A 17167-nucleotide genomic window follows, 5' to 3' on the forward strand; every position below is an offset into this window, starting at 1 on the left:
AAGGTCACTTGCCGGCGTTGACGGTGGCCGTCTTGACGGCGCTGTCCGACACGTCCCACTTCTTCAGGGCATCGGCGTAGGTGCCGTCCTTGATGATGGCGTCGAGCGCTTCCTTGATTGCGTCGCGCAGCTGGGTGTTGTCCTTGGAGACGCCGATGCCGAAGAGGCCGACGTCGCTCTGGTTGCCGACGACCTCGAAGTCGTTGCCGCCGCCGGAGGTCTTCGCGATGTAGGCGGCCACCGGGTAGTCGTTCAGGTCGGCCACGGCGCCGCCGGCCTTGACGCGGGTCTGGGCCTCGGCGTCGGTGTCGAAGGCCTGGATCGTCAGCTTGTTCGCGCCGCACTTGGTGGCCTGCGCCTTGAAGGTGTCCTCGTAGATCGTGCCGCGCTGGACGGCGACGGTCTTGCCGCAGAGGTCGTCGAGCGAGTTGACGCCCTGCGGGTTGCCCTTCTTGACCAGGAGGGAGACGCCGGAGCTGAAGTAGTCGACGAAGTCGATGCCCTTGCCGATCTTCTTCCCGTTGTCGTCCAGGCCCTCCTGGCGCTTCTTGTTGTCCGTCATCGAGGACATGATCACGTCCTGGCGACCGGTGTAGATCGAGGTGATCAGGCCGTCGAAGGTGCCCGAGGTGAACTCGAACTTGACGCCGAGCTGCTTGCCCAGGGCCGCGGCGATGTCGGGGTCGACGCCGACGATCTTGCCGCCCTCGGTGAACTCCATCGGGGCGTACGAGGCGTCGGTGCCGACCTTGATGACGCCGGCCTTCTGGATGTCGGCGGGCAGCTTCGAGAACAGCGGGGCGGCGTTGGCGGAGCCGCCGCTCTTCGTCGGGGTGGTGGAGCCGCCCTCGGTCTGGTCGCCACAGGCGGTCAGCAGCACGGAGCCGGCGACCGCGATGGCGGCGACCGCGGCAAGACGGGAGGTGCGGGTCTTGGCGGTCGTACAGCGCGTGGAGCGTGCGGTCATGATCGGGTTCCTCCGGCGTGTGAGGGAGTTGCCAGTGGCCACGTACGGCTCTTCGAGTGTCGTGACCTCGTGTGATTACGGCATCTTGCCATTCGGACCGCCTCAAACCGACGGCCACGGATGTCAAAATCGGATAACGGGTGACCCCCGAATGCCAACAGGCCGGTACATCAGGGCCGGATCATCTGCTGCATCCCTTCCACGGCACCGAAGAATTTCCTGTGGATCTCGCCATTCGGACGACACGAAGGGCGCCAATCGGGTGCTTGAAGCACCTATATGGACATGGGGTGACGTGTCGTCCTCCGTCCGTGTCCGGATGCGCTCGGTATGAGTCGCGTCACCGAACGGATATGGACTCGTCCGCGGTGCCGTCCGTCCGGTAAGAAGGATCCTTACACCCCTCATCCGGGGCTCAGGGCGCGTTGTGCGGCGCGCCCGCGCGGCTGCCAGACACGGCGGCCGCGGTGCCTCCCCACCCCTCCTCAACCAGGAGTGGCCACCCTCAAATGAAACAGACTTAAGGGGTCAACCCAATGGCAGCGGAGATCGTCAATCCTCGCAATGACAGTGGTACGGAAGGAGCTCCGGAGGAGCCCTTCGATCCTGTCTTCGCCCTCCACCGGGGCGGCAAGATGGCCGTCCAGGCCACCGTTCCCGTGCGGAACAAGGACGACCTGTCCCTCGCGTACACGCCCGGCGTCGCCAAGGTGTGCACCGCGATCGCCGAGCAGCCCGAGCTGGTCAACGACTACACCTGGAAGTCCCAGGTCGTGGCCGTCGTGACCGACGGTACGGCCGTGCTCGGCCTCGGCGACATCGGCCCGGAGGCCTCCCTCCCGGTCATGGAGGGGAAGGCCATCCTCTTCAAGCAGTTCGGCGGCGTGGACGCGGTCCCGATCGCCCTCGCCACCACCGACACCGACGAGATCGTCGAGACCGTCGTCCGGCTCGCCCCCTCCTTCGGCGGCGTGAACCTGGAGGACATCTCGGCCCCGCGGTGCTTCGAGATCGAGCGCAAGCTCCAGGAGCGCCTCGACATCCCCGTCTTCCACGACGACCAGCACGGCACCGCCATCGTCACCCTCGCCGCCCTCCGCAACGCGGCGAAGCTGACCGGCCGGACCCTCGGCGACCTGCGCGCGGTCATCTCCGGCGCCGGCGCGGCCGGGGTGGCCATCGCGAAGTTCCTCCTGGAGGCCGGACTCGGCGACGTGGCCGTCGCGGACCGCAAGGGCATCGTCAGCCGCGACCGGGAGGACCTCAACCCGGTCAAGCGCGAGCTCGCCGAGCTCACCAACAAGGCGGGCCTCACCGGCTCCCTGGAGACCGCCCTCGCCGGCGCCGACGTCTTCATCGGCGTCTCCGGCGGTACGGTCCCCGAGGCGGCCGTCGCCTCCATGGCCCCGAACGCCTTCGTGTTCGCCATGGCCAACCCGAACCCCGAGGTCCACCCCGACGTCGCGCACAAGTACGCGGCCGTCGTGGCGACCGGCCGTTCGGACTACCCGAACCAGATCAACAACGTCCTCGCGTTCCCCGGCATCTTCGCCGGCGCGCTCCAGGTCCGGGCCTCCCGGATCACCGAGGGCATGAAGATCGCCGCGGCCAACGCCATCGCGGACGTGGTCGGCGAGCAGCTCGCCGCCGACTGCGTGATCCCGTCGCCGTTCGACGAGCGGGTCGCCCCGGCCGTCGCGGCCGCGGTCGCCGCCGCCGCCCGCGCGGAGGGCATCGCCCGCCGCTGACGCGCCGCCACCCCGTGAGGGGCCCCGTCCTGGTGCAGGACGGGGCCCTTTTCGTGTGGGGGCTTTCGCGGGCCGGGGCCGGGGTCTCGCCGGCGGCCCGGCAGGGACGTGCGTCACAGCGGTGGGCGGTTCCGCCGCGGGGCCGGTGACCCTACGCTCATGGGCATGTTCGCTGCCTACGCCGCCCGGATCGATCGTGACCAGCCCCTGAACGGCCTCGTATTGGGTGAACGGCCCGAGCCCGAGGTGCGGGACGGGTGGACGACCGTCACCGTCAAGGCCGCCTCCCTGAACCACCACGACCTGTGGTCGCTGCGCGGGGTCGGGCTGCCCGAGGAGAAGCTGCCCATGATCCTCGGCTGCGACGCCGCCGGGATCGACGAGGACGGCAACGAGGTCGTCCTGCACTCCGTGATCGGCCAGACGGGTCACGGCGTCGGACCGGACGAGCCCCGGTCCATCCTCACCGAGCGCTACCAGGGCACCTTCGCCGAGCGGGTGACCGTGCCCCGTTGGAACGTGCTGCCCAAGCCGAAGGAGCTCTCCTTCGAGGAGGCGGCCTGTCTGCCGACCGCCTGGCTGACCGCGTACCGCATGCTCTTCACCAACGCCGGTGTACGGCCCGGGGACTCGGTGCTCGTGCAGGGCGCCGGCGGTGGTGTCGCCACCGCCGCGATCGCCCTCGGCAAGGCGGCCGGGCTGCGGGTCTTCGCGACCAGCCGGGACGAGGCCAAGCGCAAGCGGGCCGTCGAGCTGGGCGCGGTCGACGCGTTCGAGCCGGGTGCGCGGCTGCCGCAGCGGGTGGACGCGGTCATCGAGACCGTCGGCGCCGCCACCTGGTCCCACTCGGTCAAGTCGCTGCGGCCCGGCGGCACGCTGGTGATCTCGGGCGCCACGAGCGGCGACCGGCCCGCGCACGCCGAGCTGACCCGGATCTTCTTCCTCGAGCTCAAGGTCGTCGGCTCGACCATGGGTTCCAAGGACGAGCTGGAGGACCTGCTGTCCTTCTGCGCGGCGACGGGCGTCCGGCCGGTGGTCGACGAGGTCCTGCCGCTGGACCGGGCGCGGGAGGGCTTCGAGCGGATGGCCACAGGCGAGCTCTTCGGAAAGATCGTTCTGACGACCTCGTGACGACCTCTTGATGACTCGTCGGGAGGACTGATGGGATCTCCGGCACGTGAAACGTGAACAACGCTCACTTCCTCGTGCCGGAGGTCCACCTTGTCGCGAACCACCCACGCATGGCGAACCACCCTTGTCGCGGGCGCCCTCGCCGCCGCGCTGATCGCCCCCACTGTCCCTGCCGCCGCCGCTGCTCCCGCCGGTGTGGAGGCCGGCGGCGACGCGATACCCGTCCTCACCGACGAGCGGGGCCGCGCCCTCACCCTGCGCGGCTGGAACGTCGAGGACAAGGCGAACCGTGGTGCCGCCGCCCTCTCCGCGATCACCGAGCGGCACTTCCGCGACATGCGGGCCAAGGGGTTCAACTTCGCCCGGCTCCTCGTCTTCTGGGACGACCTGGAGCCCCGGCCCGGTGAGTACAGCAAGGACTATCTGCGGAAGATCGAACGGATCCTGGACTGGGCCGAGAAGCACGACGTCAAGGTCCTCATCGACGCCCACCAGGACGTGTTCGGGCCCGCCTTCGGCCATCGCGGCGTGCCCGCCTGGGCGACCAGGACCGACGGACTGCCCTTCACCCCGCACCCCGACGACTGGTTCTCCGAGTACTTCGAGCCCGCCGTGCAGCGCGCCTTCACCCACCTCTACGAGGACGAGGACCTGCGGCGCGCCCAGGCCCGGATGTGGCGGGTGCTCGCCGACCGCTTCGAGGACCACCCGGCCGTCCTCGGCTACGACCTGATCAACGAGCCGATGGGCGAGCTGAGGGAGGGGGAGGACCTGCCGACCGCCGCCCGGCGCATCGAACGGGACCAGCTCACCCCGATGTACAACCGGCTCGCGGACGCGGTCCGTTCGGTCGACCGGGACGGCTGGATCTTCGTCGAGCCGACCCCCATCGTGGGCGAGGGGGTGCCCACCGGACTCGGCCGGATCGACGACCCGAAGGTCGTCTACGCCCCGCACTTCTACAACACGGGCATGGAGGCCGGCGCCGACTACGACCCCGCCGCCCGCTGGATCGAGACCTACGAGCAGGCCGTCACCCAGTACCCCAAGGAGTACAAGGTGCCCGTGGTGGTGGGCGAGTGGGGCCCGCTGAACAACTCCCTGCCGAACATGAACCGCTTCTACCGCGAGGCCATGGCCTCCCTCGGCCGCTACGGCTCCGGCTGGGCGGGCTACGTCTGGTGCTACGGCGGCGGCTACTGCGCGGTGGACGGCGCCGGCACCTTCCGTACGAACAAGGAACTCACCGCCGAGCCGTACGCGGAGGCGGTGGCCGGCACGGTCCGCTCGGCCTCGTACGACTCGGGGGCCAGGGTCTACCGCCTGTCGTACGACTCCGCCGGGCGCCGCGGCTCCCGGGTCACCGAGCTCTCCCTGCCGCCCGGCACCTGGCGGGTGACGGCCCGGGGCGGGGCACTGGTGCTCCGCAAGGAGGCGGGCAGGGCCTGGGTCCTGGCGGCCCCCGGCGCCCGGGTGACGGTCACGGTCACCCGGGGCTGAGGACCCTCCGCCGCGCGACGGAGGGTGAAGACCTGCCGCCGCGCGGCCGAGGGGTTGAGGACCCTTCGTCGCGCGGCCGAGGGGCTTCGCCGCGCGGCTGCCGCGTGCGGCTAGTGCTTCGGGTGGGAGCGGAGGAGGCCCGTGATGCGGATCGCCGCCGTCGCCAGCTGGTCGCGCGTCTCGGCCAGCTGGTCCTGGCTCACCCCGTGGTCGCGGGCCGCGTCCCGGACCTCGTCGCGGAAGCGGTCGAGGAGCCGGTCGAGGTCGCGGGCCGGGTCGCCCGAGCCCTCCGTCTCCCGCGCCCACTCCGGCACCTCGTCCGGCGCCGTCGTGAACCCCTGGTCCGGGCCGGCGGCCTTCGGGTGGGTCGTGCCCGCGACGAGGCCGCCGAGCTGGGCCGTGATGTCCGAGATCCCCTCCCAGACCGCCTTGGGCCAGTCGCCCCGGGCGAAGCGGTCCTGGACCTCCTCCTGGACCTGCTGGGCGATCCGCTGGAACTCCTTCGCCTGGTGGCGGGCGGACGTCGCCTCGGCGCGGGCCTGGCGGGCCTGCTCCTTCCACTCCTGGCCGACCCGGCGGAACTCCTCCTTGGCCTCCGCGAACTTGGCCTCGGTGAACGAGGAGGCCCCCGCCGAGCGGGTCCGGCCCGCCGCCGCGCGCATCTCGCTGCGCACCCGGCCGGCCGCGCCGCGCACGTCCTCGCGGATCTCCGCCGCCAACTCCGAGACCGACTCGCGGATCTCCCGCTCCAGGTCGTCCAGTTCGGCGCCGCGCCCGGCCAGTTCGGCGCGGCCCGCGTCGGTGATCGAGTAGACCTTGCGGCCGCCCTCGCTGGCGTGGGTGACGAGGCCCTCGGCCTCCAGCTTGGCCAGGCGCGGGTAGACCGTGCCCGCCGAGGGCGCGTACAGCCCCTGGAATCGCTCCTCCAGGAGGCGGATCACCTCGTAGCCGTGGCGCGGGGCCTCGTCGAGCAGCTTGAGCAGATAGAGACGCAGGCGGCCGTGCGCGAAGACGGGCGGCATGTCAGAGCACCTTTCCGGTCGCGGAGGGGGCGGAGGGGGTGGTGTCGTCGTCCTCTTCGGGCTCGGGACGGCGGAGCAGGGCGATGGAGCCGGAGACGGTGGTGGCCTTGAGCGTGCCCCGGCCGGAACCGAGGGTGCCGGTGACGGACTTGGTGCCCCACTGGCCGGAGACCCGGAGGTCCTCGAAGGCGTTCGACACGGAGCCCGTCGTGGTGTTGGCCTCCACGCGGGCGTCCGCCGGGTGCGGCAGGCGGATGGCGACCTCGCCGGAGACGCTGGCGAGCCGGATGTCGGCGGGCGGCCCGTCGAGGTCGCCGGGGTCGAGGTCGATGACCATGTCGCCGCTGACCGTCTCGGCCCGCACGGAGGCGCCCGCGCCCTCGATCACCGTGACGTCACCGGTGACGGAGTTGATCCGGAGGGCGCCCGTGACCGACTGGGCCTCCAGGGTGCCCGAGACGCTCTCGGCGCGGACCGGGCCGGAGAGCCGGAGCAGGGTGGTGTCGCCGGAGACGCCGCGCACCTCCGTACGCCCCGAGATGCCGGTGACGACGGCCTCGGCGCCGACCACGCCCACCTCGACGTCGACGCCCGCGGGGACGGCGACGGAGACGACGGCCCGGCGGCGGTACTCCTTGCGGTCGAGCCACTTGAGGACGCTCTTCCACTGGAGGTCCTCGTAGCTCACGGTCAGGGTGGAGCCGTCCTGCGACACGATCAGCGGCGGGCCGTCGATCTCGGAGACCTCCACGCGGGCGGAACTCTCGTCCGTCCCCACCACGTTCACCGCCCCGTTGACGATGCGGACCTGCACGCGGGCCACGGGGCCGGCCGGTGACAGTTTCGTCGGCTCGGTGACGGACCACTCTGTCATGGTGCTGACCTCCCGTATCGGCAACGCAACATATCGCGTCTCTCGCTGAACACGATATATCGCGGCCAAGTGAAGTCAACCCTGACTCACCCCTGACAGGGTGGGGGCAATCACCGTCGTACACGGACAAATTGGCCTAGCGTAGGCCCCATGAACGCGACATCCGGACCGCATCCTGCCGGGGCACTGCTGCTGTGCCGTGCCGAGCCCCCGGCGGTCCGGCCGCCCGCCCAACTCCTCCGCGAGCGGCTGCTCCTCGCCCCCGCGGGCGACGACTGGAGCGTGCTCGTGCCGGAGGGCACGCCCTGGCTCCACGGCGGGGAGCCCGTCGAACAGGTCGTCACCGGCTGGGCCACCGCCCTCGCCGTCCCGGCCGCCGGCCGGCCCGTCGTCGCGCTCTGGTGGGACCGGGACCGCGCCGGACTCACGCTCGCCGCCGGCTTCCGCCGCACGGTCGGCTACACCTGGCTCGCGGACGGCACCCCCGTCGGCGAGGACGAGGCCATGCGCACCTTCGCCGCCCGGCTCGCCCTCGACCCCGTCCTGGACGTCCAGGCCCTGGAGCCGCTCACCCGGCCCGACCCGGACGCCGACGCCCACAGCCGGCTCCTGGGCGTGGTCGCCGTCCTCGGCCGCGCCGGGCTCGCCCTGCCGACCGGGCTGGCGCCCGGCGAGAGCGCCGAGCGGCTGCGCTCCGTGGCCCTGGCCGAGGGCGCCGAGCAGCTCGAAGGGTCCGGCAGCGGTGTCTCCGCCGCCGGAACGCAGCTGAAAGCGTGGGGAATGGACGCCGTACGCGCCGAACTGGACGTCGTGGAGGGCAGCCCGCTCGGCCCGTACCTGCGCGGCCCCAGGGCGCGCCTGCTGGGCGGTGCGCAGCTCGTGGCGGGGGTGCCGCTGCTGCTCTGGGGGCTCGGCCGCCGCAGCGGCGGCTGGGCGACGGCCGGAGCCCTGCTCGTCGCGCACGGCGCCCTCGGCCTCGTCTACGACCGGCTGCGCGAGGGCTGACCCGCCCTGCTCGCCGTACCCGCCCTGCTCGCCGTACCCGCCCTGCTCGCCGTACCCGCCCTGCTAGCCCTACTCGTCCTCATCCTCGTCGTCGTCGAGACGGGCCAGCCAGGTCGCGAGGCGCTCGACCGGCACCTCGAAGTCGGGATTGAGGTCGACGAACGTCCGCAGCTGCTCGGCGAGCCACTCGAAGGTGACCTCCTCCTCGCCTCGCCGCTTCTCCAGTTCCTCGATGCCACGGTCGGTGAAGTACATGCGATCAGGATAGGCCGTACCCCTCACGTCCCCTGTCGCCCGTCAGTCCCACCGACTAGCCTTCCCCATCATCGTTTCGGGGAGCGGGGGCGCTGTGACTCACGGGATCGCTCGGATTCGGCTCGACGACGGCACGCCCGTGTGGGCCCGGGTCAGTGACGTGCAGGAACTCGGCAGAGGCGGTGGTTTCCAGGACACCGGTGTCAGGGACCGGGTGGTCTCCATGGCCGGCGGGCTCACGGACGTGGTGCGCGGGGTGGTCGGTTCGCTGCGCGCCGGGCTCGACCCGCAGGGCCCGGTGGAGGTCGCCGTCAGCTTCGGCGTCGAGCTGGCGGCGCAGTCCGGCAAGGTGATCGGGGTCCTCGCGGACGGCTCGGGCAAGGCCTCCGTCAGCGTCTCCCTGACCTGGACCGAACCGGGCCCCGCGGCCCCCGCGCCGCCCGCACCCGAGCCCCCCGCACCGGACCCGGCGGCCGACGAGCACGCATGAGCGCCTTCGACGCTCTCGTGCGCCCCGCACTGGTACGCATCGCGGCTCCCGGTGGCGGGTATGACCCGCTCGGCGACCGGTACTGGGGCACCGGCTTCTTCATCGCCCCCGGCTGGGTGCTGACCTGCGCCCATGTCGTGGCCGAGGGGGGAAGCGCGGTGTGGAGGAGCGAGCCGGCCGTCGGCATCACCTGGGAGGACGGCAAGACCACCCGGGAGACCACCGGCACCGTCGTGCTCGCCCTGCCGCGTCCCGACCGCCCGGACGACCCGCCGGACCGGTGGGCCTTCCCCGACCTCGCGCTCGTCCGGGTGCCCGGCGCCCAGAAGGCGTCCTGCGTGCGGCTCAGCGAGCGCCCGCCGGTCCCGCCCACCCCCGTCGGACTGCACGGCTGGTCCCGGGAGACGGGGGAGCTCGGCATCCGGCACGTCCACGGCACCCTGATCGGCAGCGACGGCAAGGCGCTGATCACCGACTGGGTCATGCCCGTCGAGGGCTGCTCCGGCGGCCCCGTCGTCGACCACCAGCAGGGCGCCGTCGTCGGCCTCAACAAGGGCCGCGGCCGCGACGGCGGTGCCGTCGTCCCCGTCACCGCGCTGCGCGGGCTGCACGACCTGCCCGGCGGCGAGGCGATGGGCGAGGCGCTGCGCGCCCACGACCGGTACCACCTGGCGAGCTACCACTCCCTGGAGGACCGGCCCGACTGGACCCGCGTCCAAGGCGGCCTCGCCGGACCCGCGGGCGTCAAGCCGGGGCTTCGCACCGAGCTGTACGGCCACTTCGCGGAGCTGCCCGCGCCCACCGCGCCCGGCGAGATCATGGACCTGATCGACCAGGTCAAGGCCTGGATCAGGGACGACGACCTGCCGGACGCCCTGGAGCACGACCCGCGCACCTGGAGCGAGGGCGCCGGGCTGCTGCGCGGACTGCGGGCGCCCCGCAGGGACGGCGTCCGCGACCTCGACCTGGACGCGGTGCTCCTGTACGCGGCGCACGTCGCCCGGCACGTCCGCGGGCGGTACGGCGAGCGGGCCGACACCGGGGACCTCACCCGCTGGATCGCCGCCGCGTCGGGCGACGCCGACCGGTACCTCCGGCGCGAGATCGACCGGCTCGTCGGCCGGGGCAGGCCCGCGCATCTGTCCGTACGGGAACACCGCGCGCGTGCCGACGTGCTGCTGGAGATCGACACCCCCCGCTGGGGCCGGAGTTACCCCTGGCGGGTCAAGCTCCTCCTCGACGGGCACACCGTCAGCCCGCTCCACTGCGACGACCGGGGCGTCGAGCGGGCCCGCCTCAGGGAGACCCTGCGCGAGCCGCTCGCGGACGCCCTGCGGCGCGGTGACAGCGGACCCCATCTGGCCGCCGTGGAAGCGGTGCTGCCGCGCGAACTGTTCGACGAGCCCCTCGACACCTGGCGGCTCGAACCGCCCCAGGATCCGGACGGCGCCTGGGCGACCACCCTCGGCCAGCGCAGGATCGTCGTGATCCGCGACGCCCGCCGTCACGACCGGGAACCGGCCCCCGAGTGGCGCGAGCGGTGGGAGGCCGCCGAGCGCGGGCCGCTGCGGGCCGCCCCGCTGCGCGCCGAGGTGCCCGGCGCGGGCCAGGACGCCCACACCGCGCGCGTACGCCGGGAGACCTGGGCGGAGACCTACGACCGGCTCCGGGAGGCCGAGGGCGGCACCGTGCCGGTCTACTGCGGGCACGTGGGCGCCGGCGACGGACTCATGGCGATGAACGCGGCCCTCGCCGCCGGCCATCCGCTGGCCCTCTGGCGGACCGGGGCCCACGACCACACCGACTGCGCGGAGTTCCACGAGCGGGCCGACCGGCTGCTCGCCGCCGCCCTGACCGCCTGGGACGTCCGCGGCCCCGTCCGCTCGCTGCGCACCCGGGCGCAGGACCGGGCCGCCGGGCCCGAGTCCCGGGCCGCGCACGCCTGGGCGGAGAGCATCGCCGTCCTGCTCGACCCGCCCGACCGGCCGCCGCACGGCGGTCGCCTGGAGGCCCCGCCCCTGCTCGGCGAGGGGGACCAGTGACCGGTGCGCCCCTTGGGACGACGAGTTCGCGCCCCTTGCCGCCACGGCATCGGCAGCCCCCGCCGCCGGGCGGTACCTTCGACGGGCCCGGCATCGACACCACAGCCAGGAGGAGTCCATCGTGAACGATTGGCGGATCTACCGTGGTGCCGGTCTTCCGCACGACGAGATACAGCGGCTGCCCGCCCCGCCGCCCTGGCGCGACTTCTCCACGGGCAGCCCCGACGACACGCTGGCCGGCTCCGACCGGCGGCTCGGCGTCAAGCGCAGGCTCGTCCAGAACCACCACCCCCGGCCCGCCGAGACCGACGCCGTGAACGCCGCCCTGTACCTGCGGCGCCCGCTGCTCGTCACCGGCAACCCCGGTACCGGCAAGTCCACCCTCGCGCACGCCGTCGCCCACGAACTGCGCCTCGGGCGCGTGCTCCGGTGGCCCATCGTCAGCCGCACCACCCTCCAGGACGGCCTCTACCGGTACGACGCCATCGGGCGCCTCCAGGACGTCCAGCTGGAGCGCGCCCAGACGGGGGCGCCGGGCTCGGCCGCCGCGACCCCGGCCGGCATCGGCTCGTACATCAGGCTCGGGCCGCTCGGCACCGCCCTGCTCCCCTCCGAGCAGCCCCGGGTGCTGCTCATCGACGAGCTCGACAAGAGCGACCTCGACCTGCCGAACGACCTCCTGAACGCCCTGGAGGAGGGCGAGTTCGCCATCCCGGAGCTGGAGCGGCTCGCCGACCGGGAGCCGGTCGTGGAGGTGCTCAGCGACGACGGCCGCAAGGTGGCGGTGCTGGGCGGCCGGATCCGCTGCACGACGTTTCCGTTCATCGTGCTCACCTCCAACGGCGAACGGGACTTCCCCGCCGCCCTGTTGCGCCGCTGCATCCGTCTGGAGCTCGAACCGCCCGGCGAGGAGCAGCTGCGCGCCATGATCGAGGCGCACCTGGGGACCGAGGCCGCCGCGGGCGACGGGGAGCAGGGGCTGGTCCAGCGCTTCCTCAACCGCGAGCCGGGCGAGGTCATCGCGACCGACCAGCTCCTCAACGCCCTCTATCTGACCCAGCACGCCTCCCGGGCCGAGCGGGTCACCAGGGAACGCATCGCCGACATGCTCATGCAACCGCTCGATCAGCCGAGGTGACGGTCGGATGCCCCGGACGCATCTGGAGGAGCTGACCCGCAGACTGCGGGCCGCCGGCCAGGACCTCACCGCCGAGGACGTCGCGGACGCCCTGTGGCTGGCCCAGTGGCTCCCCGGCCCGGACCGGGAACCGGAGGGACCTGACGGGCCGGAGGGCTCCGGGGGGACCGGGGGCGACCCGGACGGGGACGGGGCGGCGGACGGGACCGGCGCGCTACGGGGGGAGGGGGCCGCCGGGCCGGACGGGGGAGCGGCGGGCGGGCCGGCCGGCGCCCGCGAATCCGTCTCCCTCCACATGGCCACGCGCGCCACGGCAGCCGCAGGAGACACAGCGGGCACGGGAGGCGACGGGGCCACCGGCGAGACGGGGGCCGCGGGAGACCGGGGCGACACAGGCCCGGGCCGTACGGAGCGCCCCGCGACCCTCCCCGTCCGCGCCCCCGGCGCCAACGCCCTGCCCGGCCTCTCCGGCCTCCAGAAAGCCCTCCGCCCCCTCCGGGGCTACGCCCGCGCCCCCCACCGCCCCGGCGAAGGCACCCTCGACGAGGAGGCCACCGCCGAACGCAGCGCCGCCGCCGGCATCCTCACCCCCGTCCTGCGCCCCGCCGCCGGACGGCGCCCCGACATCCAGCTCCTCATGGACACCGGCCCCGCCATGGTCGTCTGGACCCGGATGGTCGAGGAACTCCGCCAGGCCTGCCAGCAGTCCGGCGCCTTCCGCGACGTCCAGGTGCACCGGCTGTACGACCCCGGGGAAGGGCCGCCGCTCGTCACCACCACCTCCGGCGCCGACGGGCGCCCCCGGCTGCGCCCCGTCGACCAGCTCCACGACCCCACCGGCCGCCGCCTCACCCTCGTCGTCAGCGACTGCGTCGGACCCCTCTGGCAGCGCGGCGCCGCCCAGCGCTTCCTGCGCCAGTGGCCCCGGCACGCCCCGCTCGCCCTCGTCCAGCCGCTGCCGCCGCGTCTCTGGCCGCGCACCGCGCTCCCCGCCGACCCCGGCACCTTCCAGCGCTCCGCGACCCCCGGCGGCCACACCGTCTTCCGCTCCGACGACGAACCCTGGGGGCCGCTCGTCCCCGGCCGCCGGGCCGTCCCCGTGCTCACCCCGACGCCCGAGGCCTTCGCCTCCTGGACCCGGCTCCACACCGGGCACGGCGGCAACGCCGTCCGTGGCTGGGCCGCCTGGCTCGACCCCGGCGCGGGGGAGCCGCGCGGGCCCCGCACCCCCCGCGCGCCCCGGAGCGACGAGGACCTGCTGCGCGCCTTCCGGGCCGGCGCCTCACCCGGCGCCCTGCGACTCGCGGTCCACCTCGCGGCCGCGCCGCTGACCCTGCCCGTCATGCAGCTCGTGCAGCGGGCCATGCTGCCCGACACCGGCCCCATGGAACTGGCCGAGGTGCTGCTCAGCGGGCTGCTGCGGCGACTGCCCGGCCCCACTCCGTACCCCTGCTTCAGCTATCCGCCCGGGATCCAGCAGCACTTCCTCGGGTCGCTCGACCCCAGTGCCGCCGCGCTCGTCCTCAAGCACTGTTCCGCGTACGTGGAGCGGAATTTCGGCCAGGGCATGCGCAACTTCCCGGCCCTCGCGGCCGCCCGCCTGGCCGGAACCGGAGCCGGAGCCGGAGCCGACGGCGACACCGAGTCCGGGACCGGAACCGGGACCGGGACCGGCACGGGGTCCGGTACGGGCCAGGGGACGGGCCTCGGTACGGGGACGGCCTGGGCCCCGGGCCGGGCCGCCGATCTCCCCGAGGCGACCGAGGCGACCGACGAACCCCTCGGGCCGGAAGGCGCCGAGACCGAGCTGTTCGCCCGCATCCCCGCGCGCGTGCTCCGCTTCTACCACCCCGACCTCGTCACCCCCGACCCGCTCACCGAGGCCCGCCGGCTGCTCGCCCAGGGCCGCGACCAGTCCGACCCCGCCCTCCTCGCCGGCGCCCGCGAGCGCGCCGAGGCGGCGCTCCCGGCCGAGCCCGTCGAGGCCCGGATCGTCCTCGCCCGCGCCCTGTACGCCGAGGCGGGCACCGCCGCCGCCCGCCGCACCGGCCGCCGCCCCGAACTCCTCGGCCAGGCCGCCGACACCCTCGTACGGGCCGGGGAGCTCAGCCGCACCGGCGAGGAGGCATGGGCCGAGGCCCGGCTCGAACTGGCCGTCGTCCACCACGCCCTGTGGCGCGACACCGACGAGACCGACCACCTCGACGCCGCCCTCACCGCCCTCGCCGAGGACGCCGACCGCTGGCCGGAAACCGCCCGCCACACCCTCCATCTGCGCCGCGGCCGGCTCCTCCTCGCCCTCGGCGACGGCACCGCCGCGGCCGGCGAACTCACCGCCGCGCTCACCCTCCACGAGAGCCCCGCCGCCCTCCTCGACCTCGCCGACGCCCTGCACCTCGCCGAGGCCGACCCGGGCCGGATCGGGCCCGTCCTCGACCGCGCCGAACCCCTCCTCGGGGACGCCCGCGCGCTCCGGCTGCGCTTCATCACCGCCCGCGCCCGGCTGTACGACGCCGAGGGCGACGGAGCCGCCGCCGACGCCGCCTACGAGGAAGCCACCCTGCTCGCCCCCGCCGACAGCGAACAGCGCGGCCCGCTCCTGCTCACCTGGGGCGGCTCGCTGCTGCGCCGGGCCTCGGCCGCCACCGGCACGGCCCCCGTCGACCGTGCCGAGGGCGTGCTGCGCGAGGCCCTCACCCGGCTGCCCGCCGGAGCGCCCGAGCGGGCCAGGGCACGGACCCTGATCGGCAGCGTCCTCGCGCTCCGCTTCCACCGCGCCGGCTTCCTGCCCGACCTCTTCGAGAGCCGCCACGTGCTGGAACAGGCGCTCCGGGGCACCCAGGACCCGGGCGAGCGCGCCGAGGTGTGGCTGCAACTGGGCCGGGTGCGCCTGGAGCTGGCCGAAACCGCGCGGGACGGGGTGATCGGCGACGCCCTCACCGCGTACCGGAACGCCGGGGAGGAATCCCGTACCGCCCACGGCGACGACCCCGGGACCGTCACCGGCGCCCGGGCCCGGCACGCCCAGGGAGCCGTCCTGCTGCTGATGGGCCGTCCGGGCCGGGCCAGGACGGCGCTCCTCGCCGCCGCCGAGCAGTGGCGGCGGCTCACGGGCCGCCTCGTCGAGGTGGACTGGGCGGACGTCGAGCGGACCAGGACCCTGCTGCGCGAGGTGGAGAGCGCGACGGGCGCGGACCCCGGCGGCCTCGCCGGAGCGTCCGCCGAGGAACGGCGGAGGATCGCACCCCCCTGGTGGGCCTGGAGCGGCGGCACGGGGTGAGCTTCTGAAGAGCCTGTGAGGATCGGCTGGATAACGGGGGCGTGAATGGGCGCAGTTGAATCGAATGGGTTTCCGGTCTCCCGGGGTCGGGAAGAACCGCTGCGCCGCTACGACCGTGGGGGACAGCGTCGGTGAGGAGGAGCCGAGAGTGTTCGAGCGTACGGAGTGGACGACCGGTGTCGGCCGCGGTGCCGGCCGGTCGCCCCAGCTGCCCGATCTCGCGGCCGTCGATCTGCGGACCTTGCGCGTCATGGACGACGCCGTCGTCGGCGCGGCCGTCGAGAGAGTGCTGCGCCACCCCTCGGACCTGGTCGTCTCCTGGCCCGAGGACGCCTTCGTCGACTGACCCCGGAAGGCCCGGAGCGGCCCGGCGCGCACGGCCCGGCGGCCGCACCGACCGCTCGGATCCAGCCGAATTCACCGGGCGCCGGGAATGATCGCCGCGCCGCCGCGCCCCGCGGCCTTCGCCGCGCTCGCGGCCACCCGGCCCGGCCCCGCCGGGGCGGCCTTCCTGCGGTCCGGTGTGCACGCCCGCCGGCTGCTGCTGCTCAAGGCCCTGCTCGTCCGGGTCCGGCGGCACCGGGACGAGCTCGCCCCCGAGACGCTGCGCGGCTTCGAGACCGCCTGGAGCCTGCTCGAACGGACCGAGCGCGGCGCCCCCGGCGTGGTCCGCGGCGTCCTCGACTACCCGACCACCGGGGCCTGGCTCGCCGCCGCCCTCACCGAGCCCGTGGGCCCCGCCCTCGACCGGCACCTGGCCCGCCTCGAACTGATCGCCGCCACCGCCGCCCTGCGGGCCGGCCGCCCGCTCGACCTGCTGGTCCGGGCCCCCGGCGGCGTGCTCTCGCTCCCGGGCGTCGGCAGCGTCCTGGTGGCGCCCGGCCCCGTCCGGCTGACCTCCCGTGCCCAGGTCGTACGGATCCGCTCCGAGGGCGCCTCGGGGGCCCCGGCGGCCCTGCTGCGCCTCGCCGACGGCCGTACCGGCGCGGTGACCGGCAGCGGCCCCGGCTGGCGCGGACTGCGCGGACTGTCCGGCGGCGCCACCCGGCTCGACGACCTCGACCCGTACCGGGTGCCGCCCGGCGGGGTCGGGACCCCGGCCCGGTTCGCGGCCGAGCGGCCCGATGTGGACCACGCCGTGTGGTCAGGGCACTGGCGGGCCGCCCGGGAGCTGCTGCGGCGGACCGACCGGGACCGGGCGGCCGAGGTCGGGCGGGCGGTCGGCGCGCTCGTCCCGCTGCGGCCGCAGGGTCCGCGCTCCGTCGGCGCCACGCTCAGCGTCGCCCCCGGAGCCGTCCTGATGACGCCCTCGGCGGGCGCCTGCGACATGGCGGAGACGCTCGTCCACGAGCTGCACCACAGCAAGCTGTCCACCCTGCACGAACTGGTGCCGCTCTATCGCCCCGGCTCCACCGCCGCGCTGTACCGGGTGGGCTGGCGCACCGACGCGCGTCCGGTCGCCGGGGTCTTCCAAGGGGCGTACGCCCACCTGGCGTTGGCCGATCTGTGGTGGCGGGCGAGGGACGCCCCGGGCGTACCGGGGGCGTGGGGCGCCCGGGCCGCTCAGCAGTTCGACCATGTCCACGATCAGGTGGGTGAAGCCTTGGCGATGCTGCTTGAATCCGATGAACTGACCAATGAGGGCCGGGAGTTCGCCCGGCAAATGAGGCAGCTCCATGCGAGCCTCGGCGCGAGCCCCAGGGCCCGTGGGTAAC

Annotated in this window: 14 protein-coding genes; 10 read left to right on the forward strand and 4 right to left on the reverse strand. The window is 74.2% G+C overall.

Annotated features, from left to right (window positions below; translation table 11 throughout):
- Positions 1-4: 4 nt before the first annotated feature.
- Positions 5-967: an ABC transporter substrate-binding protein gene (locus DEJ43_RS24810; protein ID WP_015036135.1), complete on the reverse strand. Its 963-nt coding sequence runs from the start codon at positions 965-967 to the stop codon at positions 5-7.
- Positions 968-1503: 536 nt separating this feature from the next.
- On the opposite strand from DEJ43_RS24810, the gene DEJ43_RS24815 reads away from it, so the two are divergent.
- From DEJ43_RS24815 to DEJ43_RS24825, 3 genes are all read left to right on the forward strand, one after another.
- Positions 1504-2715: an NAD(P)-dependent malic enzyme gene (locus DEJ43_RS24815; RefSeq protein ID WP_015036136.1), complete on the forward strand. Its 1212-nt coding sequence runs from the start codon at positions 1504-1506 to the stop codon at positions 2713-2715.
- A 165-nt stretch (positions 2716-2880) separates the two neighbouring features.
- A complete protein-coding gene (locus tag DEJ43_RS24820; RefSeq protein ID WP_041664190.1) occupies positions 2881-3846 on the forward strand; it encodes a zinc-binding dehydrogenase in 966 nt (321 codons plus the stop codon).
- Between the two features lie 90 nt (positions 3847-3936).
- A complete protein-coding gene (locus DEJ43_RS24825; protein WP_041662862.1) occupies positions 3937-5346 on the forward strand; it encodes a cellulase family glycosylhydrolase in 1410 nt (469 codons plus the stop codon).
- A 110-nt stretch (positions 5347-5456) separates the two neighbouring features.
- Here the strand turns inward: DEJ43_RS24825 and DEJ43_RS24830 are convergent, their stop codons facing one another.
- Positions 5457-6368 carry a PadR family transcriptional regulator gene (locus DEJ43_RS24830; protein ID WP_015036140.1) on the reverse strand — a complete coding sequence of 304 codons (912 nt, stop codon included), beginning with the start codon at positions 6366-6368 and terminating at the stop codon, positions 5457-5459.
- 1 nt (position 6369) lies between these two features.
- A complete protein-coding gene (locus tag DEJ43_RS24835) occupies positions 6370-7242 on the reverse strand; it encodes a DUF4097 family beta strand repeat-containing protein (protein WP_015036141.1) in 873 nt (290 codons plus the stop codon).
- 150 nt (positions 7243-7392) lie between these two features.
- Here DEJ43_RS24835 and DEJ43_RS24840 point away from each other — a divergent pair, with 150 nt between their 5' ends.
- Positions 7393-8247: a hypothetical protein gene (locus DEJ43_RS24840; RefSeq protein ID WP_015036142.1), complete on the forward strand. Its 855-nt coding sequence runs from the start codon at positions 7393-7395 to the stop codon at positions 8245-8247.
- Positions 8248-8316: 69 nt separating this feature from the next.
- On the opposite strand, the gene DEJ43_RS24845 is transcribed toward DEJ43_RS24840, so the two are convergent.
- Positions 8317-8502: a DUF6104 family protein gene (locus DEJ43_RS24845; RefSeq protein ID WP_018102711.1), complete on the reverse strand. Its 186-nt coding sequence runs from the start codon at positions 8500-8502 to the stop codon at positions 8317-8319.
- A gap of 94 nt (positions 8503-8596) precedes the next feature.
- Between DEJ43_RS24845 and DEJ43_RS24850 the strand changes: the two genes are divergently transcribed.
- The 6 genes from DEJ43_RS24850 to DEJ43_RS24875 all read left to right on the forward strand — a co-directional run bounded on the left by DEJ43_RS24850 (position 8597) and on the right by DEJ43_RS24875 (position 17166).
- Positions 8597-8992, forward strand: a complete 396-nt coding sequence (locus DEJ43_RS24850; RefSeq protein WP_015036144.1) for a CU044_2847 family protein — start codon at positions 8597-8599, stop codon at positions 8990-8992.
- Entirely contained in the window at positions 8989-11034 is a 2046-nt protein-coding gene (locus DEJ43_RS24855) for a VMAP-C domain-containing protein (RefSeq protein WP_015036145.1), read from the forward strand. The genes DEJ43_RS24850 and DEJ43_RS24855 overlap by 4 nt, the downstream gene beginning before the upstream one ends.
- Positions 11035-11155: 121 nt before the next feature.
- Positions 11156-12172: an AAA family ATPase gene (locus DEJ43_RS24860; RefSeq protein ID WP_015036146.1), complete on the forward strand. Its 1017-nt coding sequence runs from the start codon at positions 11156-11158 to the stop codon at positions 12170-12172.
- A gap of 7 nt (positions 12173-12179) precedes the next feature.
- Entirely contained in the window at positions 12180-15452 is a 3273-nt protein-coding gene (locus DEJ43_RS24865; protein ID WP_015036147.1) for an SAV_2336 N-terminal domain-related protein, read from the forward strand.
- 148 nt (positions 15453-15600) lie between these two features.
- The gene (locus tag DEJ43_RS24870) at positions 15601-15798 is read left to right on the forward strand and encodes a hypothetical protein (RefSeq protein WP_015036148.1); all 198 of its coding nucleotides are present in this window, start codon (positions 15601-15603) and stop codon (positions 15796-15798) included.
- A gap of 87 nt (positions 15799-15885) precedes the next feature.
- Positions 15886-17166, forward strand: a complete 1281-nt coding sequence (locus tag DEJ43_RS24875; RefSeq protein WP_015036149.1) for an HEXXH motif domain-containing protein — start codon at positions 15886-15888, stop codon at positions 17164-17166.
- Position 17167 lies beyond the last annotated feature (1 nt).

Source organism: Streptomyces venezuelae ATCC 10712, assembly GCF_008639165.1.
In the GTDB taxonomy this organism is placed as follows: domain Bacteria; phylum Actinomycetota; class Actinomycetes; order Streptomycetales; family Streptomycetaceae; genus Streptomyces; species Streptomyces venezuelae.